The following is a 26,453-nucleotide window of genomic DNA, read 5'->3' as shown; positions in this document are numbered from 1 at the left end:
GGGACGCTCCTTTATTTGCGGTATTTGTCATGCACAGACGTCAGCTCCTTAACCTGCTGCTGGTCAGCCCCCTGTTCGCATTGCCTTTGGGGGCCTACGCCACACAGATCCGCAATGCGCGCCTGTGGCGCTCGGACGATAAACTGCGGCTGGTGTTCGACCTCAGCGGCCCGGTGCAATACAAGACGTTTTCCCTGACTTCGCCGGAACGCGTGATCATTGACCTGAGCGGTTCCGGGCTCAGCGGTGACTTCTCGCAACTTGCGCTGAAAAACAGCGGCATTACGTCGATCCGCTCGGGGCATTTCGGTCAGGGCGACACGCGAATCGTGCTGGACCTGGCCTCGCCGATGCAGCTCAACAGCTTCCTGTTGCCGCCGCAGGATGGCCAGGGCCATCGCTTGGTACTCGACCTGACCAGCGCCACTCAGGCGCCTCGCCAGATCGCCGCTGAACCGTTGCCGCTGATTGCGCCGGTGGACAAAGCCCATCCCAAGCGCGACATCATTGTGGTGGTCGATCCCGGCCACGGCGGCAAAGACCCTGGCGCCATTGGCTCCAAGGGCCAGCGCGAAAAAGACGTGGTGCTGTCGATCGCCCAACTGTTGGCCAAACGCTTGAAGCGCGAGAAGGGCTTTGACGTGAAACTGGTGCGCAACGACGACTTCTTCGTGCCGCTGCGCAAGCGCGTGGACATCGCGCGTCAGCACAAGGCCGACATGTTTATCTCGGTGCACGCCGACGCCGCGCCACGCCTCACGGCCTCGGGCGCTTCGGTGTATGCACTGTCGGAAGGCGGCGCCACCTCTGCCACCGCGCGCTTCATGGCGCAACGCGAAAACGGCGCCGACTTGTTGGGCGCCACCACGCTGCTCAATCTGAAGGACAAGGACCCGATGCTGGCCGGGGTGATTCTCGACATGTCGATGAACGCCACTATCGCTTCGAGCTTGCAGCTGGGCAGTTCGGTATTGGGCAGCCTGCAAAACATCACCACGCTGCACCAGAAGCGTGTGGAGCAGGCCGGTTTTGCGGTGCTCAAATCACCGGATGTGCCGTCAATCCTGGTGGAAACCGGGTTTATCTCCAACACCCAGGACGCCCAGCGGCTGGTCACGGCGCGTCATCAACAGGCTGTAGCTGATGGCCTGTTTGAAGGCCTGAAAAAGTACTTCCAGAAGAACCCGCCGATGAACAGCTACATGGCCTGGGTTCAGGAACAGCAGAACGGCCAGGTCTAGCAGCCGGTAATACGGCTGCACGTGAACTTTGCGCTGGCGCCACCGGAACTGGAAAACCGGTTAAGGGTGGTCCAGCCCACGCGGCGCGTGTAGCCGACCCACGCCTCACCATCGGACGCCAACCCGGTAAAGAACGTCAGCTGCCCGTAGCGGCTGTTGGTCTGTGCCCAATAGCGCTTGCCGATCACCTCAAAACCGCGCAAATACGTGGTGCTTCCCATCGTCGCCACACTGTAGGCATTGCCCAGCGGGTCGACACACGCCAGCAGGTTGGCACTGCGCGTGCAGTTCGCCAGCAGGCTCGGTACCTGCGCGCAGGCTGGTCCCGCGGCTGCTAAAAACAGGGCGCACAGCAGGTATTTCATAAGTTTTCTCGGAGCAGGAAAGTGGCCAAGCATTGCGCCCTTCGTCGTGACGAGCAAGGGGGATTGGATTATTTGTATTGTTATACTATAACATTGAAAGTCAGCCCGACCCGTGACGCGCTTCCCATGACTGAACAAGAATTGCTTGCTCAACCGCCTGCTGACTACATGAACGACGCCCAGCAAGCCTTCTTCCGCGCGTTGCTGCTGACCCAGCGTGATGAGCTGCAAGCCCGCATCGAGGCTGAGTTTGTGGCGTTGCGCGAGCAGGAAACCAACAGCGACCTGGCCGATGTGGGCGCCGCCGAAGAGCAGCGCCAGTGGCAACTGCGCCTGCTGGAGCGCGAAAAAAAGCTTTTGGACAAGATCGATGACGCCCTGGAGTTGTTGGCCCGCGGCGAATACGGCTGGTGCCGCGAAACCGGCGAGCCCATCGGCCTGCAACGCCTGCTGCTGCGGCCCACAGCGACCTTGAGTATCGAAGCCAAAGAACGTGAAGAGCTGCGCGAACGCCATAAACGGGCGATTTGACCGGCCACCCCTGATGAGGATTACCTGATGACCAATCGTCTCCCCGTTACCGTGTTGTCCGGCTTCCTCGGCGCCGGTAAAAGCACGCTGCTCAACTATGTCCTGCGTAACCGCGAAAACCTGCGGGTGGCAGTGATCGTCAACGACATGAGCGAGATCAACATCGACGGCAGCGAGGTCCAGCGCGACGTCACTCTCAACCGCGCCGAAGAAAAACTGGTGGAGATGAGCAACGGCTGCATCTGCTGCACCTTGCGGGAAGACTTGCTGGAAGAGGTCGGAAAGCTCGCCAAGGAAGGTCGGTTCGATTACTTGTTGATCGAATCCACCGGTATCTCAGAGCCGTTGCCCGTGGCCGAAACCTTCACCTTTCGCGATGAAAACGAGCAAAGCCTGGCCGACGTTGCGCGGCTGGACACCATGGTCACCGTGGTCGACGGCATGAACTTCCTGCTCGACTACCAGGCCGCAGAAAGCCTGGCCTCACGCGGCGAAACCCTGGGCGAAGACGATGAACGCTCGATTACCGACTTGTTGATCGAGCAGATCGAATTCGCCGAGGTGATTTTGATCAGCAAGATCGATCTGATCAGCAGCCACGAACGTGAAGAGTTGATCGCCATCCTCGAACGCCTCAACGCGCAGGCCGAAATCATTCCGATGGTCATGGGCGAGGTGCCGTTGAACAAGATCCTCAACACGGGTCGCTTCGACTTCGAGCGCGCCGCTCAAGCGCCGGGTTGGTTGCAGGAATTGCGCGGTGAGCATGTGCCGGAAACCGAAGAGTACGGCATTGCTTCCACGGCTTACCGTGCCCGCCGCCCGTTTCATCCGCAGCGTTTTTTCGACTTTATCGACCGCCCGTGGGTGAACGGCAAACTGCTGCGTTCCAAAGGTTTTTTCTGGCTGGCCAGCAAGCATCAGGACGCTGGCAGCTGGTCACAGGCTGGCGGCTTGATGCGCCATGGCTTTGCCGGGCGCTGGTGGCGCTTTGTACCAAAAAGCCAATGGCCGCAGGACGAAGAAAGCGTGGCCGCCATCATGGGCAACTGGCAATTGAGCACCGGCGATTGCCGTCAGGAGCTGGTGTTTATCGGGCAAAACATTGATTTCGCCCAGATGCGCGCCGAGCTGGATGCGTGCCTGCTTAACGAGGAAGAAATGGCCCTGGGCGTTGAAGGTTGGCGCCTCCTGACTGACCCCTTTGGCCCTTGGTTTGAGGAGGAAGCTGCCTGATGCTGGCTCCGATGACTTCCCTGCGCCCTGTCATTCGCCAAACTCGCGGTGACACCCCGCTGGCGCTGTCCGACATCCTTGAAGACGGCGTCAACCTGGCGGTGTGGCAGCGCCAGTTACCCCTGCATATCGCCGAATTCGGTGCTTTGCTGGTGGCGCTGAATGAACCGTTGGCGGATTCCATGGTGATTGAGCTGAAAGATGAGGGCGGCGTACCGAACTTGCAGGGTTTGGCGTCCAGCTGCAGCGATCTTGAAGGCTACGAAGGCTTTATCGCCGATGTTTCCTGGCTTGTCAGCGCGTTTGCCTGCCTGTTGGGCGCCAAGCGCATCGGTGTGCGCTTGCGGCTGCTGGACAAGGCCATGTGCCCGCGGTTTCACGTGGACCATGTGCCCGTGCGACTGATCACCACTTACGCCGGTATCGGCAGCCAATGGCTGCGCGAAGGCGTGATGGATCGCCGCGCACTCGGCCAGCCGGACGCGGAGCCTGTCGAGCGCATCGAGCAGGTCCGCTGCGGCGAAGTCGCTTTGCTCAAAGGCACCAAATGGCACGGTAACGAGCACCACGGCCTGATCCACCGGTCGCCGGCGCTCAAGGCTGATGAGCGACGGGTAATCCTGACACTGGATTGGCTCGCATAACCGCGTAGGATCAAACGCTCTACACGGTCTGAATGATGCCTTCCATGCTGCAGAACATTCCCACCCACGTGATTGCCGGGCCGTTGGGCGCCGGCAAAACCAGCCTGATCAAGCACCTGCTCGCCCAGCGCCCGGCAGACGAGCGTTGGGCAATATTGATCAACGAGTTCGGGCAGATTGGCCTGGACGCAGCGCTGCTTACTCAGGATGACGACGGCATTGCCTTGGGCGAGGTGGCCGGTGGCTGTTTATGCTGTGTGAATGGTGCACCGTTCCAGGTAGGCCTGGGCCGTTTGCTGCGTAAGGCCAAGCCGGATCGCTTGTTTATCGAACCCTCGGGCCTGGGCCACCCGGCGCAATTGCTCAAGCAACTGCGGGCAGCGCCGTGGCAGGACGTGTTGTCTGTTCAGCCGTGTGTGCTGGTGCTGGATGCCCAGGCGCTGGCGGCGGGCAAACCCTTGCCTGAAGCGCAACGCGAAACATTGGCCAGTGCCGGACTGTTGGTATTGAACAAGGATGAGGCGCTCGACGCCTCGCAGCGCCAGGCCATCGAACGACAACTGCCCCATCGCCCGCTCTATTGGACCCGTCAGGCGCACCTGCCGCTGGCGCAGTTGCCCGGCCTGAATGCAAAAGCCGCTGCGGCTGTGGATAACTTCGACGTGCCCAAGGGCTTGGCGCAAATGCCGGCCATCTGGAGCGATCCGGCCGTGCCGATTTGCTTGAGCCAGGGCCAGGAAGGTGGTTGGAGCATCGGCTGGCGGTGGCATTCGAGCCAGCAATTTGACCCTCAGCGCCTGCGTGACTGGCTGGCAAACCTTGATTGGCGCCGCGCCAAACTGGTTATCCACAGCCCCGACGGTTGGGTGTCCGCCAACGCTGTGGATAACAGCCCGCTCGCCTGGCAACCCAGCGAATGGCGCCGCGATTCACGTATTGAATTGATCTTCAGCGCGCCACAGGACGCGGCTGCGCTACAGGCTGCGCTTGCAGCCTGCCGTCAGTGACGGTTTTTGCTGGCGTGGTCCTGGCGCCATTGGCTTAGCTCGATCACCTCGGCGGTCGGCAGCGGCGTTTTGATTTCGAACGGGTAGGGCGCCAGTTCGATCTGTGCGCTGTGAGCGCCGAACTGGGTGATGGTCCCGGAATGACGGGTTTCCCCTGTCACGGTGAACTCGAAGTTGTAGATGCGCGCCAGGCGGCGCCGACCATTGGCGTCCTTCACAAAACCGATGCGTTTGAGCGCCACTGCACCGTCGAGCAGCTCGATATCGAGCTTGGCGCAGTGCTGTTTGACGCGCTCCAGCGCCCGTTCGCGCAGGCCGTGGTTGTGCCACACCCAGGCGGCGCCGGTCGCCAGCAGCATCAATACGAAGATGTTTCCCAGGGTGAGCATGCGATGAACTCCAACAAAGTGAGAGCAGCTTAACTGTGTCGCCGGTCTGTCGTACAGGCTGCGTTTAGTCGCATACTGCGCGGCCTGAATTTCAATGGTTTTACGGAAATCTCCCGCATGAAACGCACACCTCATCTGCTTGCGATCCAGTCTCATGTGGTCTTTGGCCACGCCGGAAACAGCGCCGCCGTGTTCCCCATGCAGCGGGTCGGGGTGAATGTCTGGCCGCTCAACACGGTGCAGTTCTCCAACCACACTCAGTATGGACAGTGGGCGGGCGAAGTGTTGGCGCCGCAGCAAATTCCGGCGCTGGTGGAAGGCATTGCGGCGATTGGCGAACTGGGCAACTGTGATGCGGTGCTGTCTGGCTACCTCGGCAGTGCCGCCCAGGGCCGCGCGATCCTGACAGGCGTGGCGCGCATCAAGGCCATCAACCCCAAGGCGTTATATTTGTGCGACCCGGTGATGGGCCATCCGGAAAAAGGCTGCATCGTGCCGCAGGACGTCAGCGATTTCCTGCTGGATGAAGCCGTGGCCATGGCCGACTTTTTGTGCCCGAACCAGCTGGAGCTGGACAGCTTTGCCGGGCGCAAGCCGCAATCGCTGTTTGACTGCCTGGGCATGGCAAAAGCATTGCTGGCGCGCGGGCCGAAGGCGGTGTTGGTCAAGCACCTGGATTACCCGGGCAAGTTGCCGGAGGGTTTCGAGATGTTGTTGGTGACGGCTGAAGGCAGCTGGCACCTGCGCCGACCGTTGCTGGCGTTTCCGCGTCAGCCGGTGGGCGTGGGCGATCTGACCTCGGGGCTGTTTCTGGCGCGTGTGCTGTTGGGGGACAGCCTGCAGGCGGCGTTCGAATTCACCGCTGCGGCTGTGCATGAAGTGCTGCTGGAAACGCAGGCGTGTGCCAGTTACGAGCTGGAACTGGTACGGGCTCAGGACCGAATCGCCCATCCGCGCGTACGCTTTGAGGCCACACCGATTAGTTTGTAACCCCACAAAAACCAATGTGGGGGGCTTGTTGTGGCGAGGGAGCTTGCTCCCGCTGGGCTGCGTAGCGGCCCCAAAAATCTTGGGAGCGCTTCGCACTCCAGCGGGAGCAAGCTCCCTCGCCACAATAAGCCCGCTCCCACATTCTGATCTGGTTTACAGACCGGGGCTTACGGCCCGTCGGCCTTGATTTCCTGATAGCGCTTCTCCAGCTCCTGGCGAATCTGCCGGCGTTGCTGGGCCTGCACGAACCGGCGCTTGTCTTCGCTGTTCTGCGGTTGCAGCGGCGGTACGGCGGCGGGTTTGCGCTGGTCGTCCACTGCCACCATGGTGAAGAAACAACTGTTGGTATGGCGCACCGAGCGCTCGCGGATGTTCTCGGTCACCACCTTGATGCCCACTTCCATCGACGTATTGCCGGTGTAGTTGACCGACGCAAGGAAGGTCACCAGCTCGCCGACATGGATCGGCTCGCGAAAAATCACTTGGTCCACCGACAGCGTGACCACATAGCGGCCGGCATAACGGCTCGCGCAAGCGTAGGCCACTTCGTCGAGGTACTTGAGCAATGTGCCGCCGTGGACATTGCCTGAGAAGTTGGCCATGTCAGGGGTCATCAATACCGTCATCGACAGCTGGGCGTTTCCGGGTTCCATAGCACACTCACGGTTGTAGGCATCGGTTGGGGAGCACCTCTGCGGGTGCTGGAATCTTTGCTGCGCCATCCCTAACGGGACGCCGGTGGGCGGCTTGCCGTCACGCGTGCGCCGATCTGTTTCCATATATTGCACCGGCTTTCTGCCGGAAGTCGCGGTGTTAACCTTCAAAAGCCCGTGTCAGGGCATTTCTTACGATTCAGGCCGACTTTTCCTTCCGCGCTTTTCGACTTTTCAGAAGCGCGCGCGGAAGTGGGAAAAGCGTCAGTACCCTCAAGGAGCCCCTCGCCATGCACGCCATCAGCTTTATCCAGGACTTGGCCGTGATCATGCTGGTGGCAGGGGTTGTCACCATCCTGTTCCACCGCTTCAAGCAGCCGGTGGTGCTGGGTTACATCGTCGCCGGGTTCATCATCGGCCCGCACACCCCGCCGTTCGGCCTGATCCACGACGAAGACACGATCAAGACCCTCGCTGAACTGGGGGTGATCTTCCTGATGTTCTGCCTGGGCCTGGAATTCAGCCTGCGCAAGCTGTTCAAGGTCGGCGCCACGGCGTTTATCGCAGCCTTCCTCGAAATCATCCTGATGATCTGGATCGGCTACGAAATCGGGCGCTGGTTTGACTGGAACACCATGGACTCGCTGTTCCTCGGCGCGATTCTGGCGATCTCCTCGACCACCATCATCGTCAAGGCGCTCAATGACCTGAAGATGAAGAACCAGCGCTTCGCCCAGTTGATTTTCGGCGTGCTGATCGTGGAAGACATCCTCGGCATCGGCATCATCGCCTTGCTGTCGAGCATCGCCGTCAGTGGCACGGTCAGCTCCGGCGAGGTGTTCTCCACCGTCGGCAAGCTCTCGCTGTTCATGATCGTCGCGCTGGTGATCGGCATTTTGCTGGTGCCGCGCCTGCTCGCCTACGTGGCCAAGTTCGAAAGCAACGAGATGCTATTGATTACGGTGCTGGGCCTGTGTTTTGGCTTCTGCCTGCTGGTGGTCAAGCTGGAATACAGCATGGTGCTGGGCGCATTCCTGATCGGCGCGATCATGGCCGAATCCCGGCAGCTCATTAAGATTGAGCGCCTGATCGAACCTGTTCGCGACATGTTCAGTGCGATCTTCTTTGTCGCCATTGGCTTGATGATCGATCCACAGATATTGCTGCAATACGCCTGGCCCATCGCCGTAATCACCGTGGCCGTGGTGCTGGGCAAGATGCTGTCCTGTGGCCTGGGCGCGTTTATCGCCGGCAACGACGGCCGAACCTCACTGCGCGTGGGCATGGGGCTGTCACAGATTGGCGAGTTTTCCTTCATCATTGCGGCGCTTGGGATGACCTTGCAGGTTACCAGCGACTTTCTGTATCCGGTGGCCGTGGCGGTCTCAGTGATCACCACATTGCTCACGCCTTACTTGATTCGCAGTGCCGACCCGCTGTCGCTGAAAATCGCCGCCGTGATGCCCCAGCGTATGAGTCGCGTGTTCGGGATGTATGGTGAATGGCTGCGCAGCATTCAGCCACAAGGCGAGGGCGCGATGCTGGCGTCGATGATCCGCAAGATCATCCTGCAAGTCGGGGTGAATCTGGCGCTGGTGATAGCGATCTTCTTCACCGGCAGTTTTTTCGCGGCGCGCATCGGCGGGTATCTGGAGGGCTGGATCAGTGATCCGAGCTGGCAGAAGGCGTTGATCTGGGGCGGGGCGTTGCTGTTGTCGTTGCCGTTTCTGATTGCGGCGTACCGCAAGCTCAAGGCGCTGTCGATGCTGCTGGCGGAGATGAGCGTGAAGCCGGAGATGGCCGGGCGGCATACCCAGCGCGTGCGTCGGGTGATTGCGGAGTTGATCCCGATCCTTTCGCTGCTGGTGATCTTCCTGCTATTGGCAGCCTTGTCGGCCAGTATTCTGCCGACCAACAAGTTGCTGGTGCTGATCGCCGTGGTCACGGCGGCGGTGGCGGCCGTGCTCTGGCGCTGGTTCATCCGCGTGCATACGCGGATGCAGGTCGCCTTGCTGGAGACCCTGGATAACCATAAAGACACGCCAGAACACTAACTATTGCGAGCTGGCGCGCTCACTGTGGCGAGCGAGCTTGTTGTTGTGAGCTAGCTTGTTGTGGCGAGCGAGCTTGCTCGCGTTGGGCTGCGCAGCAGCCCCAAAACCCTCACGTCACTGCATCTGAAAGAACGCATCGCCTGAATTGGGGCTGCTTCGCAGCCCAACGGGAGCAAGCTCCCTCGCCACAAAAGCTGGATCACCAGAGGTTTCGGGGATCAGCTTTCCAGCCAGACGTCCCGCGCCCAGTGCCATACCGATTCCCAGGTTTCCTCGGTCACCAGCTCTTCTTCGCCGGACCACAACACCACGGTGCCGTCTTCTTCGACGCAGTAGTAGTCGTCGCCGTCCTGGCAGATCGGGATCATGCTGCGATCAACCCCGGCATCCCAGGCGTTGGCGGCCACTTCCGGCAGGTAGGTGTGGGACTGTGGGTCGGTGACAGTCACCGGTTCCAGGCTGCCATACACTACGTCGCTGACGGTCAGCAGGAATTCGCGGAAGACAAAGGGGATGTCGATGAACAGCTGTTCCTCGATTTCCACAATCTGATCTTCATCAGGCAGTTCCAGAGGCACCGGAACCGGTTCGTTGGCTTCACGCAATTGTTCGATGATTTCTTCCACGGCCGGGATCCTCTTGCTGATGGCGCGGTTTATAGGGGCGTTTTATACAGTAGCTCGCCATAAGTGCAACCGTGAAATAGAAAACCCCGGAACATGTCCGGGGTTTTTATTGCCAGTGGCTCAAGCGGGCGGGTATCAGCCGTTCTGGCGGATACCGGCGACCAGCCAAGGCTGGTTGTCGCCTTGCGGACGTTCCATGTTCCAGCTTTCGCTGAACGCTTCGCCCTGGTCGAAACGCGAGGTCTTCGACACACCGCTGAAGGTCAGGGTGGCGATGGTCTTGTCGGCGCGGTCATCCACACCGTCAAGCTGTACGCGCAGGTCGTCGATGTAGGTCGACTGGAAGGCGTCGCCCAGCTCAGCACGTTCGCGCTTGAGGAACTCCAGCAGTTGCGGGGTCACGAACTCGGCGATCTTGTCCATTTCGTTGGCGTCCCAGTGCTGTTGCAGGGACTGGAAGTGGCTGCGGGCCGCTTCGACGAAACGTTCTTCGTTAAACCAGGCCGGTGCGTTGATCACCGGACGGGCAGCAGCAGGTGCAGCCGAACCCCCGAAGATCGAACCCATGGCAGGTTTTTGCTCGAACACTTCACGCTGCATCGGCGCGCCCGCTGGAGCCATGTGCTCCTGCTGCTTGCGTCGACGGGCGGCGATAAAGCGGAAGATCACAAAGGCGATGACCGCCAGGATCAGGATGTCGAAGATTTGCATGCCCTGGAAGCCGCCGCCCATGAACATGGAGGCGAGCAGGCCACCGGCGGCGATGCCGGCCAGAGGGCCCAACCAGCGCGAAGCACCGCCGGCCTTGGCCGCGGCACCAGCAGCACCGGCTGCACCAGCAGTGGCGGCAGCGCCGCCGGCACCGGCCGATGGCGCCATTTGGCTGGTCTGGTGAGTCGGTGCTGCGCCCGAACTTTTGCCGCCACCGAAGCGCTTGGCGTTGGCGTCGATGCTCATCGTCAGGCCGATGCACAACGCCAGGGCGATGCTAAGAAAACGTTTCATAAAGGGAATTCCCATTTGTGGATTGCACGCGCGCCATGTTGCACAGGTGTCGTGACAGTGGCTAGCGGCAGAGTGTTTCGGGCTTTTGCGTAGGACCAAACCCGAAGGGTCTGTAGGACTAGTTACACATATTGGCCCGCCCTCGTTAAAAACAAGGGCGGGCCAATAAGCTTCATGTAACGCAGTGTTTCTTGTGGCGAGGGAGCTTGCTCCCGTTGGGTTGCGCAACAGCCCCTTACCGGCAAACTCGGTCTGGCTGGTGCATTGCAGCAGTCAAAATCGGGGGCGCTTCGCACCCCAGCGGGAGCAAGCTCCCTCGCCACAGAAGATGGATCAGATGGCTTCAAGCTTCGCGTAGCCCATCATCAGCCACTTGCTGCCTTCGGCGAAGTTCACCTGCACGCGTGCCTGGGCGCCGGCGCCTTCGAAGTTGAGGATCACGCCTTCGCCGAACACCGAATGCCGCACCTGCTGCCCAAGGCTGAACTGGGTTTCCGGAATTTCGGAACCGGCAAACAGGGTGCTGGCGCTTTGCTGCTGGCCACCGCCGAACGGGCGACTCACGCTGTTGGACAGTCGCACTTCCTGGATCAGACCCTTCGGCACTTCACGTACGAAACGCGACACCTTGTTGTAGGTTTCGCTGCCGTACAAGCGGCGCGTCTCGGCGTAGGTCATCACCAGGTTCTGCATGGCGCGGGTAATGCCCACGTAAGCCAGGCGACGCTCTTCCTCAAGACGGCCGGGCTCTTCCAGGCTCATCTTGTGCGGGAACAGGCCTTCTTCCATGCCCACCAGGAACACGTACGGAAATTCCAGCCCCTTGGCGCTGTGCAAGGTCATCAGCTGGATGCTGTCTTCATGCTCATCCGCCTGGGTATCGCCGGCTTCCAGAGAAGCATGGCCGAGGAAGGCGGCGAGTGGCGTCAGCTCTTCATCTTCATCATTGTTTTCGAACGCGCGGGCGGCGCTGACCAGTTCCTCAAGGTTTTCTACCCGAGCCTGGCCTTTCTCGCCTTTTTCCGCTTCGTGGTAAGCAATCAGCCCGGACTGCTCGATCACCGTTTGGGTCATCAAGTGCAGCGGCATTTCCGAACACTTGGCCGCGAGGTTCTCGATCAACTCGACAAACACACCCAGCGCACCCGCAGCGCGCCCGGTCAGGCCTTTATTGGCGATCAGCAAGCGCATGGCTTCCCACATCGACACATCGGCGTGGCGGGCGTGGTCGCGAATCGCCTCGACGGTTTTCTCGCCGATGCCGCGCGCCGGAATATTGATCACCCGCTCCAGCGCCGCATCATTGCCACGGCCTTCCAGCAGGCGCAGGTAAGCCATGGCGTTCTTGATTTCTGCACGTTCGAAGAAGCGCTGGCCGCCATAGATGCGGTACGGGATACGCTCGCGCAGCAAGGCTTCTTCCAGCACCCGCGACTGGGCGTTGGAACGGTACAAGATGGCGATATCGCTGCGCGCCAGGCCGGTTTTCAGGGCGCTTTCGATGGTTTCCACCACGTAGCGCGCTTCATCGTGCTCGTTGAACGCGGCATACAGGTTGATCGCTTCGCCTTCGCCGCCGTCGGTCCACAGCTCTTTGCCCATGCGCCCGGTGTTATTGGCGATCAGCGCGTTGGCAGCCTTGAGGATGCCAGCAGTGGAGCGGTAGTTCTGCTCCAGACGGATGGTGATCGCGTCCGGGAAGTCGTCGGAATACTGGTAGATATTCTCGATTTTCGCGCCGCGCCAGCCGTAGATCGACTGGTCGTCGTCGCCAACCACCATCAGGCTGTCGCCGCCCTTGGCCAGCAAGCGCAACCAGGCGTACTGAACGGCGTTGGTGTCCTGGAATTCGTCCACCAGAATGTGCCGGAAGCGCTTCTGGTAGTGCGCCAGCAAGCCCGGGTTGTCGCGCCACAGGTCGAGGGCACGCAGCAGCAGCTCGGAGAAGTCGATCACGCCGGCGCGTGCACAGGCCGCTTCGTACGCTTCATAAATGCTGCGCATGGTGGCGAGGAACAAATCGCCACTGGCCTGGATATGTTGCGGGCGCAGGCCTTCGTCTTTCTGGCCGTTGATAAACCATTGCGCCTGGCGCGCCGGCCAGCGTTGCTCGTCGAGGCCCAGCTCGCGGATCACGCGCTTGACCAGGCGTTGCTGGTCATCGCTGTCGAGAATCTGGAACGTCTGCGCCAGGCCCGCTTCCTGCCAATGGGCCCGCAACAAGCGGTGCGCCAAGCCGTGGAAGGTGCCCACCCACATGCCGGCCGGGCTGATGCCCATCAACTGCTCGATGCGGTGGCGCATCTCGGCAGCGGCCTTGTTGGTGAAGGTCACCGACAGGATGGAATGCGGGGACGCGTTTTCGACCTGGATCAACCAGGCGATACGGTGCACCAGCACTCGGGTTTTACCGGAGCCAGCACCGGCCAGGACCAACTGACGGCCAACGGGGGCCGCTACGGCCTGGCGTTGGGCATCGTTGAGGGAGTTCAGCAAAAGGGAGAGATCATCGCGCATCGGCGCATTCTAGGGTGCCGGGGGGAGTCGGGCAAATGCCAATGCCAGGTGGCCGACGGAAAACGTTGGAGGCTATCGCCGCGCGGCAAAGTTTCCGGCGCCAGGGATGACCGGTCGGTCATTGGCCGCAGCCCCCGCAGCGCCTTGCTCAAGCTGTCTGGCCCAACCATTTACGCTTAAACGCACTAGCGATTTTATGGCGTTGAGCAGTTTGGCCCGAGCGCTTGCTTGTGTATGCTCCGTGCACGTTTGGGGCTCACCATTATAAGAACACTGCCTATGACTTTCAGCAGCGACCTGTCAGGCCCCTCGGCGGCGCCCGCGCAGGTCATCCGTAAACGCTACGCAACCGAGATGGCGGTCGAACGCACTCGCCTGCTGTACCAGGGTTCATTGCTGCCGACTTTATTAATGTTGGTAAACGGCCTGGTCTGCGCCTGGCTACTGTGGAACCCCGAACACTACCTGTTGGACAGCATCTGGCTGGTCTGGCTGCTTGCCTTGGTGGCGATGCGTGTGATCCAGGTGGCGGCGTTTGATTCGGCGATGCCCAGCCGACAGGCCCAGCCGGTGTGGGGGCGCATGTTCATGCTCGGCTCGGCGGTCAGCGGGCTGACCCTCGCCACCGCCGCCATCGCCCTGGTGCCTGCGGACAACTTTATGCAGCAAGCCTGGGTATTTGGCCTGATCGGCGCGGCGACGCTGTCGGCGAGCGTCGCGTATGCCGTGAGCTTGCCCGCGTTCCTGTCTTTCGCCTTGCCGTGCTTGCTGCCGGCCATCGTCTATCTATTCTGGGATGGCACCCCGCAGCAACAAGGCTGGGGCGTGCTGGGTTTGATCCTACTGGCCTCGCTGAGCCTGGTGGCGTGGCAGGTCAACCGGCTGATCCAGCGCGGGCTGCTGCGACGCTTCCAGAATCAGGCGTTGATCGAGCACCTCCAGCAGGCGCAACAGCGCAGTGAACAGTTGAATCAGGAACTGGTGCGCGAAGTCGAACAGCGCCGCCTGGCCGAACAGGAATTACGCGATGCGCAAATCGGCCTGCAAGACCGCGTGGCGCAACGCAGCCAGGAGCTGGACGCCGCCAGCCTGGCCCTGGCCTTGCAAGCCAGTGAGCTGGGGCTGTGGGACTGGAACCTGCAAACCGACGAAGTCCATCACACCCAGATCAAGGAGCTGTTCGGCCTGGAGCCCGAATATGTCACGGCGATGCTCAGCCACCTCAAGCCGCGCCTGCATCCCGAAGACGTGCCGCTGCTCAAGCACGCACTGGTGGAACACCTGAAAGGCCGCAGCGAGGATTATCAGGTGGAATACCGTGTGCGCCATGGCGATGGGCACTGGGTCTGGATCGAAGACCGTGGTCGCGCCGTGGAGCGTACGGCCAGCGGGCGGGTCACGCGCATGCTTGGCACGCGCCGCGACATCAGCGCCGGCAAGGCGCTGGAAGAACAGCAGCGGCTGGCCTCGACCGTGTTCGAAGCCGCCAGCGAAGGCATCGTGATTCTCGACCCTGACTATGTGTTGATCGCCGTAAACCAGGCCTTCAGCCGCGTCACCGGCTTTGAAATCGACGACATGATTGGTCGCAACGTCGGGGAATTACCCAGCAGTCGCGACGCCCGCCGCCACTTCCCGGTGATCCGCCAGGCGCTGCTCAGCCACGGCACCTGGCAGGGCGAGCTGGTGGAAACGCGCAAGAATGGCGAGCTGTACCCGCAATGGCTGCAACTGAATGTGGTGCGTGATGTTCGCGGAAAAGTCAGTCATATCGTAGGCTTCTTCGCCGATCTGTCCGCACGGCGTGAATCTGAGGAGCGCATGCGCTACCTCACGCATTACGACGAATTGACCGGGCTGGCCAACCGCTCGCTGTTCCGCGAACGCCTGCGCGAGGCCCATGTGCGGGTGCGCCAGGGCGGGCGTAGCCTGGCGCTGCTGCACATCAACCTGGACCGATTCAAGTTGCTCAATGACAGCCTGGGCCATGAAGTGGCCGACCAGTTGTTGCAGAAAATGGCGCGCCGGTTGATCAATGCCTTGCCGGAAGCCGACACCATCGCACGGCTGTCCGGCGATGAGTTTGCCGTATTGTTCGATGCCTACGGCAACCTCTCCAGCCTTGCGCGGGTGGCCACGCGGTTACTTGCCAAGCTGCGCGTGCCGGTAACGGTGGAAGGGCATGAGCTGGTGGTCAGCGCCTCGATGGGCGTCAGTTTGTTGCCGGATAACGCGCGGGAAATTTCCGCGTTGGTCAGCCAATCGAACATGGCCATGCAACACGCCAAGCATTTGGGCGGCAACAACTTCCAATTCTTCACCGACAGCCTGCAAGCCAGCACCCTTGAGCGTTTGCAGCTGGAAAACCACCTGCGCAAGGCCATCGACGAGCGCCAGTTGACCGTGTTCTACCAGCCGAAGCTGTGCCTGGCCACCGGCAAGCTCAACGCCGCCGAAGCGTTGGTCCGCTGGGAGCATCCGCAGTGGGGCATGGTGCCGCCGGGGGATTTCATCGGTTTGGCCGAAGAGACCGGTTTGATCGTGCCGCTGGGCGAATTTGTGCTGCGCCAGGCGTGCTGGCAGGCGTGCGAGTGGCAGCGCCAGGGGCTGGCGCCGATTCGCGTGTCGGTGAACCTCTCGGTGCATCAATTGCGTCAGGGCAAGTTGGTCAGCCTGGTGCGCCAGGTGCTGGAAGAAACCGGCCTGGACCCGCAATACCTGGAGCTGGAGCTGACCGAGAGCCAACTGCTCGACAGCGTTGAACACATCATCGCCAACTTTCAGCAATTGCGCGATTTGGGCGTGAAGCTGGCCATTGATGATTTCGGCACGGGTTATTCATCCCTCAGCTACCTCAAGCGCATCCCGGTGGATTACGTGAAGATCGACCAGACGTTTATTCGCGGGCTGGGCCAGGGCCGCGAAGACGCGGCGATCACCCGGGCAATCATTGCCATGGCCCATGGGCTGGCGCTCAAAGTGGTGGCCGAAGGCGTGGAAGATCAGCAGCAGCTGGATTTCCTGCGCGGGGAACACTGTGACGAGGTGCAGGGCTACCTGATCAGCCGGCCGATGGAGGCTGAAGGGCTGGCGGACTTGTTACGCAAGGATGCGGATTTTCCCTGACGCCGCGTGGGCGACCTTTATGGCTACATCGCGCCTGCCCTTTGAATCAGAGGGCAGCAGGGCGATTTTGTGATGCATCGGACGGGTAAAACGACGATTCTTGTAGTATAACTACAAGCTTGCTACATCCCTGGCACCTGCCAATAACAAGAGTCCTGCCCTTTGAACCTGTTGCAACATATCGCCCAGTCGCGCCACCTGTTACGCAAATCGGAACTCAAGGTTGCCGATCACGTGCTGCTTGACCCTGCGGCTGTGATGCACAGTTCCATGGCCGACCTGGCCCACAGCGTGGGCATCAGTGAGCCGACCATCGTGCGCTTCTGCCGCGCCATCGGTTGCTCCGGGTTTCAGGACTTGAAACTCAAGCTGGCCCAGAGCCTGGCCGCTGGTGCGAGCTTCGGGCAGTTTGCGATCCATGAAGACGATTCCGTCGCCGACTACAGCCTGAAAATCTTCGACACCACGCTGCACACGCTGATGGAAGTGCGCGAGAAACTCGACCCGGTTGAGCTGCAAAAGGCCGTGACGGCCATGTCCCAGGCCCAGCGTGTCGAGTTTTATGGCTTTGGCGCTTCGGGCGCCGTTGCGGCAGATGCCCAACACAAATTCTTCCGTCTGCTGCTCACCGCAGCCGCTTACAGCGACCCGCACATGCAGGCGATGTCGGCTGTGACCTTGAAGCCGACCGACGTGGCGATCTGCATTTCCCAGTCGGGCCGCTCCAAAGACCTGCTGATCACCGCCAACCTGGTGCGTGAAAGCGGCGCGACGCTGATTACCCTGTGCCCGAGCCAAACGCCGCTGGCAGAACTGTCGACGGTCAATCTGGCGATCGATGTGCACGAAGACACTGAAATCTATACGCCGCTGACCTCGCGTATCGCGCATCTGGTGGTGATCGACGTGCTGGCGATGGGCGTGGCCATGGCGCGTGGCCCGAGCCTGGTCAACCACCTCAAGAGCGTGAAGCGCAGCTTGCGCAGCCTGCGGCTGTCACCCAAGTCCGTCAAAGCCCTCGACGACTGACAGGTCGCAGTGGGGCAGGGCTTGTGTGGGAGCGGGCTTGCTCGCGAATGCGGTGTGTCAGCCAAAGATTATTGACTGACACACCGCATTCGCGAGCAAGCCCGCTCCCACATTTTAATCTCATGCAGTTTTCAGAAATTTCATCGTCCTGTAACCCCCGCGCCGCCAAACCGTCATCCCCTGCGCCCATTCTGTACTCCCCGTACTCGCATTGGGAGACTCAACATGGCCCGGCAATACGAAGACAGCAGCAGTGTAAAAACCCGTCGTCAGCAAGAAGACCAGCGCCGTATGGCGTTCCGTCGTGCAATCGAAGACCGTTGTGAGGAGCGACAACTGCTCCAGAGCATCAGTGACTACCCGGAACTTCACTGGCAGGCACCCGCGGCTGCCCAGCGAACCGCTCAGCCAGCGCGCTGATCTGCACCCGTTCGCTGCGGATAAAGCCCAGGAACGCATGGGCCACCGGTGACAGGCGTTTGGCTTTGGCCTGCACCAGGCACCAACTGCGGTACAGCGGCAGCTCGTCCACCGGCAACTCTTTGAGCCCGCCGGTGGCCAGTTCCAGGTTGACTGCGTGGCGCGTCAGCAAGGCCACGCCCAACCCGGCGTTCACACATTCACGCTGCGCCTCGGCCGAGGCCACTTCCACCGTTTGGGTGAAGTGCACGCGTTTGTCCTTGAAATACTCCTCGCACGCCAGCCGCGTGCCCGACCCTGGTTCGCGCAACAGCAGCGTGTAAGGCTCGAGGTCTTGCAGGCGCAGCGGGCCTTGCCGGCTCAAGGGATGATCCGGCGGCGCCACGGCGACAATCGGGTTGTTGAGGAACGGCAGGAATTCCAGGCCCATGTCTTGCGGCACCATCGACATGATCACCAGGTCATCGCGGTTGTCCGACAGCCTGCGAATCACCTGCGCGCGGTTGACCACCGTCAGGTGCAATTGCACTTCCGGGTGCTGGCGTTTAAAGGCTGCAAACAGGTGCGGCACGAAATACTTGGCGCTGGATTCCACCGCCAGCTTCAACTGACCCTGCAGCGAACCCTGCATGTCCGAGAGCTGCATATCGAGGTTTTCCAGGCGCCCGAAAATATCGCGGCTGGCCCGTTGCAAGGCTTCGGCGGCCTCGGTCATGTAGAGCTTTTTGCCGACGTAATCGAACAGCGGCTGCCCGATCAGCTCTTCCAACTGGCGAATTTGTAGGCTAACGGCCGGTTGCGTGAGAGACATTTCCTCGGCTGCACGGCTGTAGGACCGCAAATCACACACTTCATTGAAAATCTGCAACTGACGCAATGTCATACGCATCAATGACTTACGCATGCTTCCAACCCCCAATCCGGCCATCTTGGCGCCAACTATAAGTCTTTACTTATACACAACCCAACAATTATTGATTTTTGTTAATCCTCCGGTGCGCATAGTGTGTGTCTTGCGACTGTCATGAAATATTTAGTCACGCGCCGACCCGGATTCAGGGGGTCGTAGATTGCAGCAATCGGCTCAAGGGAAATTCCAAGTGATAAAAAAGATCCTGATCGCCAACCGTGGTGAAATTGCCGTACGAATCGTGCGTGCCTGCGCCGAGATGGGCATTCGCTCGGTCGCGGTCTTTTCCGACGCCGACCGCCATGCGTTGCACGTCAAACGTGCCGACGAAGCTCACAGCATTGGCGCCGAGCCTTTGGCCGGCTACCTCAACCCGCGCAAGCTGGTGAACCTGGCTGTGGAAACCGGCTGTGACGCGCTGCACCCTGGCTACGGTTTCCTCTCGGAAAACGCCGAGCTGGCCGACATCTGCGCCGAACGTGGGATCAAGTTCATTGGCCCATCGGCTGAAGTGATTCGCCGCATGGGCGACAAGACCGAAGCGCGCCGCAGCATGATCAAGGCTGGCGTACCGGTGACACCCGGCACCGAAGGCAACGTTGCCGACATTGCCGAAGCCCTCACCGAAGGCGACCGCATTGGTTACCCGGTGATGCTCAAGGCCACCTCAGGTGGTGGCGGTCGTGGTATCCGTCGTTGCAACAGCCGCGAAGAACTCGAACAAGCCTTCCCCCGTGTTATATCCGAAGCCACCAAGGCCTTTGGTTCGGCGGAAGTGTTCCTGGAAAAATGCATCGTCAATCCCAAGCACATCGAAGCGCAGATCCTCGGCGACAGCTTTGGCAACGTGGTGCACCTGTTCGAGCGCGATTGCTCGATCCAGCGCCGTAACCAGAAGCTCATCGAAATTGCCCCAAGCCCGCAGCTGACCCCTGAACAGCGCGCCTACATCGGCGACCTGTCGGTGCGCGCGGCCAAGGCCGTGGGCTACGAGAACGCCGGCACCGTGGAGTTTTTGCTCGCCGAGGGCGAGGTGTACTTCATGGAGATGAATACCCGGGTGCAGGTGGAACACACCATCACCGAAGAAATCACCGGCATCGACATCGTCCGCGAGCAGATTCGCATCGCCTCGGGCCTGCCGCTGTCGGTGAAACAGGAAGACATCCAGCACCGTGGTTTCGCGTTGCAGTTCCGCATCAACGCCGAAGACCCGAAGAACAACTTCCTGCCGAGCTTCGGCAAAATCACCCGTTATTACGCCCCCGGCGGCCCCGGCGTGCGCACCGACACGGCGATCTACACCGGCTACACCATTCCGCCGTTCTACGACTCCATGTGCCTGAAACTGGTGGTGTGGGCGTTGACCTGGGAAGAAGCCATGGACCGTGGCCTGCGTGCCCTGGACGACATGCGCCTGCAAGGCGTGAAGACCACCGCCGCCTACTACCAGGAAATCCTGCGCAACCCGGAATTCCGCAGCGGCCAGTTCAACACCAGCTTCGTTGAAGCCCACCCTGAACTGACCAACTACTCGATCAAGCGCAAACCCGAAGAGCTGGCCCTGGCCATCGCCGCCGCCATTGCCGCCCACGCAGGCCTGTGAGGAACACAACAATGTCCAAGAAAATTTTCGTAACCGACACCATCCTGCGCGACGCACACCAATCGTTGCTGGCGACCCGCATGCGCACCGATGACATGCTGCCGATCTGCGACAAGCTCGACAAAGTCGGCTACTGGTCGCTGGAAGTCTGGGGCGGCGCGACCTTCGACGCCTGCGTGCGTTTTTTGAAAGAAGACCCCTGGGAACGCCTGCGCAAACTGCGCGCCGCGTTGCCCAACACGCGCCTGCAAATGTTGCTGCGCGGCCAGAACCTGCTGGGCTATCGCCACTACAGCGACGACGTGGTCAAAGCCTTCGTCGCCAAGGCCGCCGTGAATGGCATCGACGTGTTCCGCATCTTCGACGCCATGAACGACGTGCGTAACCTGCGCGTGGCTATCGAGGCCGTCAAAGCCGCCGGCAAACATGCCCAGGGCACCATCGCCTACACCACCAGCCCGGTGCACACCGTCGAGGCCTTTGTGGCCCAGGCCAAGCAGCTGGAATCCATGGGTTGCGACTCGATCGCGATCAAGGACATGGCCGGCCTGCTAACGCCGTACGCCACCGGCGAGCTGGTCAAGGCGCTGAAAGGCGCGCAAAACCTGCCAATTTTTATCCACTCCCACGACACCGCAGGTTTGGCCGCGATGTGCCAACTCAAGGCCATCGAAAACGGTGCCGACCACATCGACACCGCGATCTCCAGCTTCGCCTGGGGCACCAGCCACCCGGGCACCGAGTCGATGGTCGCCGCCCTTAAAGGCAGCGAATTCGACACCGGCCTGAGCCTGGAGCTGTTGCAAGAGATCGGCCTGTACTTCTACGCCGTGCGCAAGAAGTACCACCAGTTTGAAAGCGAATTCACCGCCGTCGACACCCGCGTGCAAGTCAATCAGGTGCCGGGCGGGATGATTTCCAACCTGGCCAACCAGTTGAAAGAGCAGGGCGCGCTGAACCGTATGAGCGAAGTGCTGGCCGAAATCCCGCGTGTGCGTGAAGACCTAGGCTTCCCGCCGCTGGTGACCCCGACCTCACAGATCGTCGGCACCCAGGCGTTTTTCAACGTGCTGGCCGGCGAGCGCTACAAGACCATCACCAACGAAGTGAAGCTCTACCTGCAAGGCGGCTACGGTAAAGCGCCAGGCACCGTGAACGAGAAACTGCGTCGCCAGGCAATCGGCAGCGAAGACGTGATCGACGTGCGCCCGGCGGATTTGCTCAAGCCGGAAATGACCAAGCTGCGCGGCGAAATCGGCGCATTGGCGAAGTCTGAAGAAGACGTGCTGACCTACGCCATGTTCCCCGACATCGGCCGCAAGTTCCTCGAAGAACGCGACGCCGGCACCCTGGCGCCGGAAGTGCTGCTGCCGATTCCTGAAGCGGGCGGCGTTGCCCGTGCCGGTGGTGAAGGCGTGCCGACCGAGTTCGTCATCGACGTGCACGGCGAAAGCTACCGCGTCGACATCACCGGTGTTGGCGTGAAGGCCGAAGGCAAGCGTCACTTCTACCTGTCCATCGACGGCATGCCCGAAGAAGTGGTGTTCGAACCGCTCAACGAATTTGTCAGCAGCGGCAGCAGCAAGCGCAAGCACGCCACTGAGGCGGGCCACGTCAGCACGGCGATGCCGGGCAACATCGTCGACGTACTGGTCAAGGAAGGTGACGTGGTCAAGGCCGGCCAGGCCGTACTAATTACCGAAGCCATGAAAATGGAAACCGAAGTGCAGGCAGCGATTGCCGGCAAGGTGACCGTTGTTCACGTGGCCAAGGGCGACCGGGTCAACCCTGGCGAAATCCTGATTGAAATCGAAGGCTGATACAGCCTTCGACGCTACCGTTTAATCCTCGGGGGGGCAGGTGCCCTCCTTTTTTTTGCCTGGAATTTGGTGGGGTTAAAACCTCATTTTCCATTGCCCCGTCAGGCCGTGGCCGCTGCTGTTGTCGCCTTTTTCAGCGCTGTAGGCCAGGCCCAGGCTGTGGTCGGTGGACAGCCCCAGCTCCAGCCCGGCTTGCAGGTTCAAACTGTTGCGATCCAGTGAAGTGCCGTTGATGGTGAAGGAATCCGTGCGCAGTGCGCTCAGGCCGAAAGACTGGCGAACCTGGCTGTCCACGTTGCCGTACAGGTGTTTCCAGTGGGTGCTCACATGGGGCGTGAGGCTCATCTGGTTGTCGAACCGGTACACCGTTGCCAGGCGAAGGCCGAAGGTGCTGCTCAGGTTTTGCTGGGTTTGTGGGCCGACGTTCAGCGCCGTCACGCCGCCTCTTTCCTTGAATGCATCGCGGTGATAGCGCTGGTAACCGAGGCCCGCGAATGGCTCAACACTCAAGTCCGCGCTGCCCAACTCATAACCCAATTCCGAGAACAGGGTTTGGCTGGTCGCGTCATAGCGGCTCTTGAGAGATTCCTTGTCATCCAAGAGCTCGACGTTGCGCGTGTTCTTGCCACCGTGGCTGCTATGGATCGCCCCCAGACGCAGGGCGAGCGGGCCGTCCCTGCGCACCGCATAACCGCCCAGGTGCCAGCTGTCGAGGTCGGCGGCGAAGCGTTTTGCGTCGAGGCGGCTGCTGGATTTTGCACCCAGCACGCCTACCCGCCAGGCGTGGTCCAGCGACCAATCGGCGCCGAGCATCAAACCTTGTGTACCGTATTTCAGGTCGTCGTCGAGACGCCCGTCGTTGCCCAGGCCTTGCACCCAAAAATGGCCGTCTTCGTCATTCGGCAGGGTGCGCAGGGTCGAGAGCAATTGTTGGCTTATTTGCTGTGTGGCGTTTTGCGTTGCGGCGGCCAAGTTGGCGTGCTGGCTGCCTGCAAGTTGTTCGAGGGCTGCGCCAATCCCGCCCGGCTCCTGCTCCAGATGAGCGCCGAATTTTTCCAGGGCGTTGATATGCTCCGAGGTCAACTGACCGGATTGCAGCAGCTGGCTTAGCTTCGGCTCCAACAGCCTGGCTACCTGTAAACCATTGTGCGTGGTGGCTTTCAGCGTGAGGTAACCCTCGATCGTTTCCGCTTCAGCTTCTGGCGGGTATAACCAGTCATCGTCAGGCCAGTCGTAGAACTCAGGCGCCTGAGAAACGTGGCTGAGAGGTTCGTGCGCCTGAGCCTGCTGAAGGCTGGCGGCGGCCGCGAGGCTGATCACCAAGGCAATTTTGTGGAGTGTAAAGGGCATGAATTCCCGACCTCTTATGGATGAGGCCGGGAATTTAGCGAGGTAGCGGGTTGAAAACTGTCAGGGCATCGACCCCTGATTCGCGGGAGTTGTCCTTAGTGCGCAGCGATAAAAACGCATCTGCCGTTGGCCGACCAACGCGTGGTGTAGCCCACACCCACATTTGAATTGAGGTACGCCCGCCCGCTATCGGTCGAGTTTCAAACCGTCACGGTAGCAAGCGGCACTACTCTCAGCGCTGTCGTACGTACCCTTTGCCGTAATGCCGCTCCATGCGGGACTGGATCAGTTCCAGGCCGAGCGACATGACCCAGTAAATGATTGCTGCGGTGGTCAGCATTTCGATGTAGCGGTAGCTCGAGCGCCCATACGATTGCGCCAGGAACATGACCTCCCACACACCCATCACCGAGATCAGTGACGAGTCCTTGAGCATTGAGATGAATTGGTTGGTGGCGGGCGGGACGATGGTGCGCATCGCCTGGGGCAAGGTGATGTGCCAGAAGATCGCACTGTCGCGCATGCCCAGGGCCAGCGCGGCTTCGCGTTGGCCATGCGCTACGCCGAGGATGCCGGCGCGGAAGATCTCACTCAGGTACGCCCCGTAGTTCAAGGAGAGCGCAATAATCCCGGCGACGATGGCGCCCGGTACCAGGCCCAGTTGCGGCAGGCCGAGGTAGATCAGCAGGATCTGAATCAGCAGCGGCGTACCGCGAAAGAACGAGGCATAAAAGCTGGCGATGCCGAAGGCTACCGCGCTTTTTGACAAGCGCCCAAGCGCGGTAACAAAGCCCAGCATCGACGACGCCAGCATTGAGCACAGGCACAGGAACACAGTCAGCGCCGCACCTTGCAGGAACCCGTTGGGTGCCAGGTGCAGGCCAACCAGGTTGGGCAGCTTGTCGAGGATGATCGAAAACTTCAGGTCAAAGCTCAGGAAAAAACTGGCAAACAGGCAAAGCAGGGCCGCCCACGTCAGGTACAGCCGCGTACGAAAGCCCAAAAGTCGCCGCAACCGCGACTCGCTCACCGCAGGTCTGGGAGGTTTAGGGAGTGCGTTCATTGGCTGATGTCGGCGCCGATCCATTTTTGCGACAGCTTGCTCAAGGTTCCGTCCTGTTTGAGCTGCGCGAAGACCTCACGCACCTTGCTATCCCACTGCGGATCGCCTTTTTCGATGGCGACCGAATTGGGTTCTGAGTACAGCGGTTCACCGGCGAGTTTGAAACGCTTGTCCTGGGTCAGGCGCGGTTGGGCGGTGACCAGGTTGGTCAGGATCGCGTCGAGGCGTACGCCTGCGCCCAGGCCGAGGTCCTGAAAAGCCACGTTGTCGGTATCGTAGGGAGCGATCTGTACATCCTCGAACGGATACTGCAGCTGAGTCTCCTCAGCACCTTCGATCACCAGGTTCTTGTTCAAGTAGCTTTCGTAACTGGAAGCGCTGGTCAGCCCGACTTTTTTGCCGCTCAGGTCCTTGGCGCCGTGGATGCGGTCATCCTTGGCGTTGACGACGATAACCGCCGGCGAAGCGTAGTACTCCACCGGGAAATCGAAGACTTCAGCGCGGGCCTTGCTCGGGGTCATGGAGCAGATGCAAATGTCATAGCGCCCGCTCCAGCGGCCAGCGGCTATCACGTCCCAGGACGGGGTTTCCAGGCGCAGTTTCACGCCGAGCTTTTGCGCCACTGCCTTGGCGACATCAACGTCAAAACCATCAAGCTGGTTTTGTTCATTGAGAAACGAGAACGGTGGATAGCTTTCCATCAGCACTCCTACCAGCTCCTTTTTTTGCTCGATGCGGTCCAGGGTGGCACCGCCGAAGGCTTGAGTGGAGGCGGCCAATATCGTCAGGCCCAAGGCCAACAGTGGTTTAAATCTCACGGTGGATTCCCGAAAAAAGAGGTTGTTATTAACTGGATGGTACGCATTAAATAGTTATAAGAACGACTCTGATAGTGAGTTATTTTCATAAGCTTATGAGTGAATTGCATATGGGCGCAGCAAATACAGTAATTCTCGATGGCGGCATGGGACGTGAACTGCAGCGCCGTGGCGCGCCATTTCGTCAGCCCGAGTGGTCAGCATTGGCCCTGAGTGAAGCCCCTCAGGCAGTTGAAGCGGTGCACGCGGCCTACATTGAGAGCGGCGCCAACGTCATTACCACTAACAGCTATGCCGTGGTGCCGTTTCACATTGGCGAGGCGCGGTTCGCTGCCGAGGGCGAAGTGCTGGCGGCGCTGGCCGGTGAGTTGGCGCGGCGGGCAGTAGAGGCATCAGGCAAGACGGTACGTGTGGCCGGGTCGCTGCCACCGTTGTTCGGGTCTTACCGCCCCGACTTGTTTGAGGCTGGCCGGGTGACAGAATTGTTGACGCCGTTGGTGCAGGGCCTCGCGCCGTATGTCGACATATGGCTGGCTGAAACCCAGAGTTCAATTGCTGAAGCTCGCGCCATCCACGCCGGGTTGCCAGAGGACGGCAAGCCGCTCTGGTTGTCGTTTACGTTGAAAGATGAAGACACTGACGACGTACCGCGCCTGCGTTCCGGCGAGCCGGTGGCGCAGGCTGCCGAAGCGGCGGCGCAACTGGGTGTGCAAGTGCTGCTGTTCAATTGCAGCCAGCCGGAAGTGATTGGCGCTGCCATCGACGCGGCGCGCCAGACCTTTGAGCGCTTGGGGGTGACCCTTCAAATCGGCGCTTACGCCAATGCCTTTCCGCCGCAACCCAAGGAAGCCACGGCCAACGATGGCCTGGACCCGTTACGCGACGACTTGGACCCGCCCGGCTATCTGCAATGGGCTGCGGATTGGCAGGCACGTGGCGCCAGTCATTTGGGCGGTTGCTGCGGGATTGGGCCGGAGCACATTGCGGTGCTGGCCCAGAAGCTGGGGTAGTTAAGCCAACACCGGTCAACAGTGTGGGAGCTGGCTTGCCTGC

General features: G+C 60.6%; 23 protein-coding genes. 13 read left to right on the top strand and 10 right to left on the bottom strand.

All coding sequences use genetic code 11. The features are described from left to right. The first annotated feature begins 29 nt into the window (after positions 1-29). Positions 30-1,241 (top strand): N-acetylmuramoyl-L-alanine amidase, encoded by a 1,212-nt coding sequence (locus Q7C20_RS04340; protein ID WP_348055699.1) that lies wholly within the window; start codon positions 30-32, stop codon positions 1,239-1,241. Here the strand turns inward: Q7C20_RS04340 and Q7C20_RS04335 are convergent. Then, entirely contained in the window at positions 1,238-1,606 is a 369-nt protein-coding gene (locus tag Q7C20_RS04335; RefSeq protein ID WP_375065711.1) for a glutamine synthetase, read from the bottom strand. The genes Q7C20_RS04340 and Q7C20_RS04335 overlap by 4 nt on opposite strands. Before the next feature lie 126 nt (positions 1,607-1,732). On the opposite strand from Q7C20_RS04335, the gene dksA reads away from it, so the two are divergent. From dksA to Q7C20_RS04315, 4 genes are read left to right on the top strand one after another with little or no spacing between them, the layout of a single operon-like run. Next, the gene (dksA, locus tag Q7C20_RS04330) at positions 1,733-2,137 is read left to right on the top strand and encodes an RNA polymerase-binding protein DksA (RefSeq protein WP_348055695.1); all 405 of its coding nucleotides are present in this window, start codon (positions 1,733-1,735) and stop codon (positions 2,135-2,137) included. Between the two features lie 27 nt (positions 2,138-2,164). Then, positions 2,165-3,373: a zinc metallochaperone GTPase ZigA gene (gene zigA / locus Q7C20_RS04325; protein WP_375065709.1), complete on the top strand. Its 1,209-nt coding sequence runs from the start codon at positions 2,165-2,167 to the stop codon at positions 3,371-3,373. Beyond that, complete coding sequence (locus Q7C20_RS04320; protein WP_375065707.1) at positions 3,373-4,017, top strand: DUF1826 domain-containing protein; 645 nt, start codon at positions 3,373-3,375, stop codon at positions 4,015-4,017. The genes zigA and Q7C20_RS04320 overlap by 1 nt, the downstream gene beginning before the upstream one ends. Positions 4,018-4,061: 44 nt before the next feature. After that, the gene (locus Q7C20_RS04315) at positions 4,062-5,024 is read left to right on the top strand and encodes a CobW family GTP-binding protein (RefSeq protein WP_348055689.1); all 963 of its coding nucleotides are present in this window, start codon (positions 4,062-4,064) and stop codon (positions 5,022-5,024) included. Here Q7C20_RS04315 and Q7C20_RS04310 read toward each other — a convergent pair. Beyond that, positions 5,018-5,413, bottom strand: a complete 396-nt coding sequence (locus tag Q7C20_RS04310) for a DUF3301 domain-containing protein (protein WP_348055687.1) — start codon at positions 5,411-5,413, stop codon at positions 5,018-5,020. The two genes, Q7C20_RS04315 and Q7C20_RS04310, sit on opposite strands and share 7 nt — an antisense overlap. A 117-nt stretch (positions 5,414-5,530) precedes the next feature. Between Q7C20_RS04310 and pdxY the strand changes: the two genes are divergently transcribed. Next, positions 5,531-6,403, top strand: a complete 873-nt coding sequence (gene pdxY / locus Q7C20_RS04305) for a pyridoxal kinase PdxY (protein ID WP_375065704.1) — start codon at positions 5,531-5,533, stop codon at positions 6,401-6,403. 167 nt (positions 6,404-6,570) lie between these two features. On the opposite strand, the gene Q7C20_RS04300 is transcribed toward pdxY, so the two are convergent. Next, entirely contained in the window at positions 6,571-7,056 is a 486-nt protein-coding gene (locus tag Q7C20_RS04300; protein WP_003213461.1) for an acyl-CoA thioesterase, read from the bottom strand. A gap of 290 nt (positions 7,057-7,346) precedes the next feature. On the opposite strand from Q7C20_RS04300, the gene Q7C20_RS04295 reads away from it, so the two are divergent. Beyond that, positions 7,347-9,110 (top strand): cation:proton antiporter, encoded by a 1,764-nt coding sequence (locus tag Q7C20_RS04295; RefSeq protein ID WP_375065702.1) that lies wholly within the window; start codon positions 7,347-7,349, stop codon positions 9,108-9,110. Between the two features lie 218 nt (positions 9,111-9,328). On the opposite strand, the gene Q7C20_RS04290 is transcribed toward Q7C20_RS04295, so the two are convergent. The 3 genes from Q7C20_RS04290 to uvrD form a co-directional block, all read right to left on the bottom strand. After that, the gene (locus Q7C20_RS04290) at positions 9,329-9,736 is read right to left on the bottom strand and encodes an SMI1/KNR4 family protein (RefSeq protein ID WP_375065700.1); all 408 of its coding nucleotides are present in this window, start codon (positions 9,734-9,736) and stop codon (positions 9,329-9,331) included. A 135-nt stretch (positions 9,737-9,871) separates the two neighbouring features. Then, positions 9,872-10,741 (bottom strand): Tim44 domain-containing protein, encoded by an 870-nt coding sequence (locus Q7C20_RS04285; RefSeq protein ID WP_375065698.1) that lies wholly within the window; start codon positions 10,739-10,741, stop codon positions 9,872-9,874. Between the two features lie 333 nt (positions 10,742-11,074). Beyond that, positions 11,075-13,258 carry a DNA helicase II gene (gene uvrD, locus Q7C20_RS04280; protein WP_375065696.1) on the bottom strand — a complete coding sequence of 728 codons (2,184 nt, stop codon included), beginning with the start codon at positions 13,256-13,258 and terminating at the stop codon, positions 11,075-11,077. Between the two features lie 279 nt (positions 13,259-13,537). Between uvrD and Q7C20_RS04275 the strand changes: the two genes are divergently transcribed. The 3 genes from Q7C20_RS04275 to Q7C20_RS04265 all read left to right on the top strand — a co-directional run bounded on the left by Q7C20_RS04275 (position 13,538) and on the right by Q7C20_RS04265 (position 17,833). Continuing rightward, the gene (locus Q7C20_RS04275; RefSeq protein WP_375065694.1) at positions 13,538-16,384 is read left to right on the top strand and encodes an EAL domain-containing protein; all 2,847 of its coding nucleotides are present in this window, start codon (positions 13,538-13,540) and stop codon (positions 16,382-16,384) included. 162 nt (positions 16,385-16,546) lie between these two features. After that, on the top strand, positions 16,547-17,413 hold the full coding sequence (gene hexR, locus Q7C20_RS04270; protein WP_010168370.1) for a transcriptional regulator HexR: 867 nt from the start codon (positions 16,547-16,549) through the stop codon (positions 17,411-17,413). 225 nt (positions 17,414-17,638) lie between these two features. Beyond that, a complete protein-coding gene (locus tag Q7C20_RS04265) occupies positions 17,639-17,833 on the top strand; it encodes a PA3496 family putative envelope integrity protein (protein WP_348062234.1) in 195 nt (64 codons plus the stop codon). Here Q7C20_RS04265 and Q7C20_RS04260 read toward each other — a convergent pair. Continuing rightward, positions 17,763-18,737 carry a LysR family transcriptional regulator gene (locus Q7C20_RS04260; RefSeq protein ID WP_375065690.1) on the bottom strand — a complete coding sequence of 325 codons (975 nt, stop codon included), beginning with the start codon at positions 18,735-18,737 and terminating at the stop codon, positions 17,763-17,765. The genes Q7C20_RS04265 and Q7C20_RS04260 overlap by 71 nt on opposite strands. A gap of 196 nt (positions 18,738-18,933) precedes the next feature. On the opposite strand from Q7C20_RS04260, the gene Q7C20_RS04255 reads away from it, so the two are divergent. Both Q7C20_RS04255 and oadA read left to right on the top strand, forming a co-directional pair. Then, complete coding sequence (locus Q7C20_RS04255; protein WP_078739853.1) at positions 18,934-20,349, top strand: acetyl-CoA carboxylase biotin carboxylase subunit; 1,416 nt, start codon at positions 18,934-18,936, stop codon at positions 20,347-20,349. Between the two features lie 11 nt (positions 20,350-20,360). Further along, positions 20,361-22,169, top strand: a complete 1,809-nt coding sequence (gene oadA, locus Q7C20_RS04250; RefSeq protein WP_375065687.1) for a sodium-extruding oxaloacetate decarboxylase subunit alpha — start codon at positions 20,361-20,363, stop codon at positions 22,167-22,169. A gap of 75 nt (positions 22,170-22,244) precedes the next feature. On the opposite strand, the gene Q7C20_RS04245 is transcribed toward oadA, so the two are convergent. The 3 genes from Q7C20_RS04245 to Q7C20_RS04235 all read right to left on the bottom strand — a co-directional run bounded on the left by Q7C20_RS04245 (position 22,245) and on the right by Q7C20_RS04235 (position 25,400). Next, positions 22,245-23,519 (bottom strand): autotransporter domain-containing protein, encoded by a 1,275-nt coding sequence (locus tag Q7C20_RS04245; RefSeq protein WP_375065685.1) that lies wholly within the window; start codon positions 23,517-23,519, stop codon positions 22,245-22,247. 232 nt (positions 23,520-23,751) lie between these two features. Beyond that, positions 23,752-24,582, bottom strand: a complete 831-nt coding sequence (locus Q7C20_RS04240) for an amino acid ABC transporter permease (RefSeq protein WP_375065683.1) — start codon at positions 24,580-24,582, stop codon at positions 23,752-23,754. Then, the gene (locus tag Q7C20_RS04235) at positions 24,579-25,400 is read right to left on the bottom strand and encodes an ABC transporter substrate-binding protein (protein WP_348057601.1); all 822 of its coding nucleotides are present in this window, start codon (positions 25,398-25,400) and stop codon (positions 24,579-24,581) included. The genes Q7C20_RS04240 and Q7C20_RS04235 overlap by 4 nt, the downstream gene beginning before the upstream one ends. 110 nt (positions 25,401-25,510) lie before the next feature. On the opposite strand from Q7C20_RS04235, the gene Q7C20_RS04230 reads away from it, so the two are divergent. Further along, the gene (locus Q7C20_RS04230) at positions 25,511-26,410 is read left to right on the top strand and encodes a homocysteine S-methyltransferase family protein (RefSeq protein ID WP_375065680.1); all 900 of its coding nucleotides are present in this window, start codon (positions 25,511-25,513) and stop codon (positions 26,408-26,410) included. Positions 26,411-26,453: the final 43 nt, after the last annotated feature.

It is taken from the genome of Pseudomonas sp. AMR01, from assembly GCF_041946035.1.
GTDB lineage: Bacteria > Pseudomonadota > Gammaproteobacteria > Pseudomonadales > Pseudomonadaceae > Aquipseudomonas > Aquipseudomonas antarctica_B.
The sequence above is the reverse complement of the archived record's forward strand: the minus strand, read 5'-3'. Positions and strand labels throughout refer to the sequence as shown.

What these genes read in the sequence shown, in the direction of transcription:
- Q7C20_RS04340 (WP_348055699.1), top strand. Translation starts at nt 30, where the DNA reads ATGCACAGACGTCAGCTCCTTAACCTGCTGCTGGTCAGCCCCCTGTTC.
- Q7C20_RS04335 (WP_375065711.1), bottom strand. Translation starts at nt 1,606, where the DNA reads ATGAAATACCTGCTGTGCGCCCTGTTTTTAGCAGCCGCGGGACCAGCC.
- dksA (WP_348055695.1), top strand. Translation starts at nt 1,733, where the DNA reads ATGACTGAACAAGAATTGCTTGCTCAACCGCCTGCTGACTACATGAAC.
- zigA (WP_375065709.1), top strand. Translation starts at nt 2,165, where the DNA reads ATGACCAATCGTCTCCCCGTTACCGTGTTGTCCGGCTTCCTCGGCGCC.
- Q7C20_RS04320 (WP_375065707.1), top strand. Translation starts at nt 3,373, where the DNA reads ATGCTGGCTCCGATGACTTCCCTGCGCCCTGTCATTCGCCAAACTCGC.
- Q7C20_RS04315 (WP_348055689.1), top strand. Translation starts at nt 4,062, where the DNA reads ATGCTGCAGAACATTCCCACCCACGTGATTGCCGGGCCGTTGGGCGCC.
- Q7C20_RS04310 (WP_348055687.1), bottom strand. Translation starts at nt 5,413, where the DNA reads ATGCTCACCCTGGGAAACATCTTCGTATTGATGCTGCTGGCGACCGGC.
- pdxY (WP_375065704.1), top strand. Translation starts at nt 5,531, where the DNA reads ATGAAACGCACACCTCATCTGCTTGCGATCCAGTCTCATGTGGTCTTT.
- Q7C20_RS04300 (WP_003213461.1), bottom strand. Translation starts at nt 7,056, where the DNA reads ATGGAACCCGGAAACGCCCAGCTGTCGATGACGGTATTGATGACCCCT.
- Q7C20_RS04295 (WP_375065702.1), top strand. Translation starts at nt 7,347, where the DNA reads ATGCACGCCATCAGCTTTATCCAGGACTTGGCCGTGATCATGCTGGTG.
- Q7C20_RS04285 (WP_375065698.1), bottom strand. Translation starts at nt 10,741, where the DNA reads ATGAAACGTTTTCTTAGCATCGCCCTGGCGTTGTGCATCGGCCTGACG.
- uvrD (WP_375065696.1), bottom strand. Translation starts at nt 13,258, where the DNA reads ATGCGCGATGATCTCTCCCTTTTGCTGAACTCCCTCAACGATGCCCAA.
- Q7C20_RS04275 (WP_375065694.1), top strand. Translation starts at nt 13,538, where the DNA reads ATGACTTTCAGCAGCGACCTGTCAGGCCCCTCGGCGGCGCCCGCGCAG.
- Q7C20_RS04265 (WP_348062234.1), top strand. Translation starts at nt 17,639, where the DNA reads ATGGCCCGGCAATACGAAGACAGCAGCAGTGTAAAAACCCGTCGTCAG.
- Q7C20_RS04260 (WP_375065690.1), bottom strand. Translation starts at nt 18,737, where the DNA reads ATGCGTAAGTCATTGATGCGTATGACATTGCGTCAGTTGCAGATTTTC.
- oadA (WP_375065687.1), top strand. Translation starts at nt 20,361, where the DNA reads ATGTCCAAGAAAATTTTCGTAACCGACACCATCCTGCGCGACGCACAC.
- Q7C20_RS04245 (WP_375065685.1), bottom strand. Translation starts at nt 23,519, where the DNA reads ATGCCCTTTACACTCCACAAAATTGCCTTGGTGATCAGCCTCGCGGCC.
- Q7C20_RS04240 (WP_375065683.1), bottom strand. Translation starts at nt 24,582, where the DNA reads ATGAACGCACTCCCTAAACCTCCCAGACCTGCGGTGAGCGAGTCGCGG.
- Q7C20_RS04230 (WP_375065680.1), top strand. Translation starts at nt 25,511, where the DNA reads ATGGGCGCAGCAAATACAGTAATTCTCGATGGCGGCATGGGACGTGAA.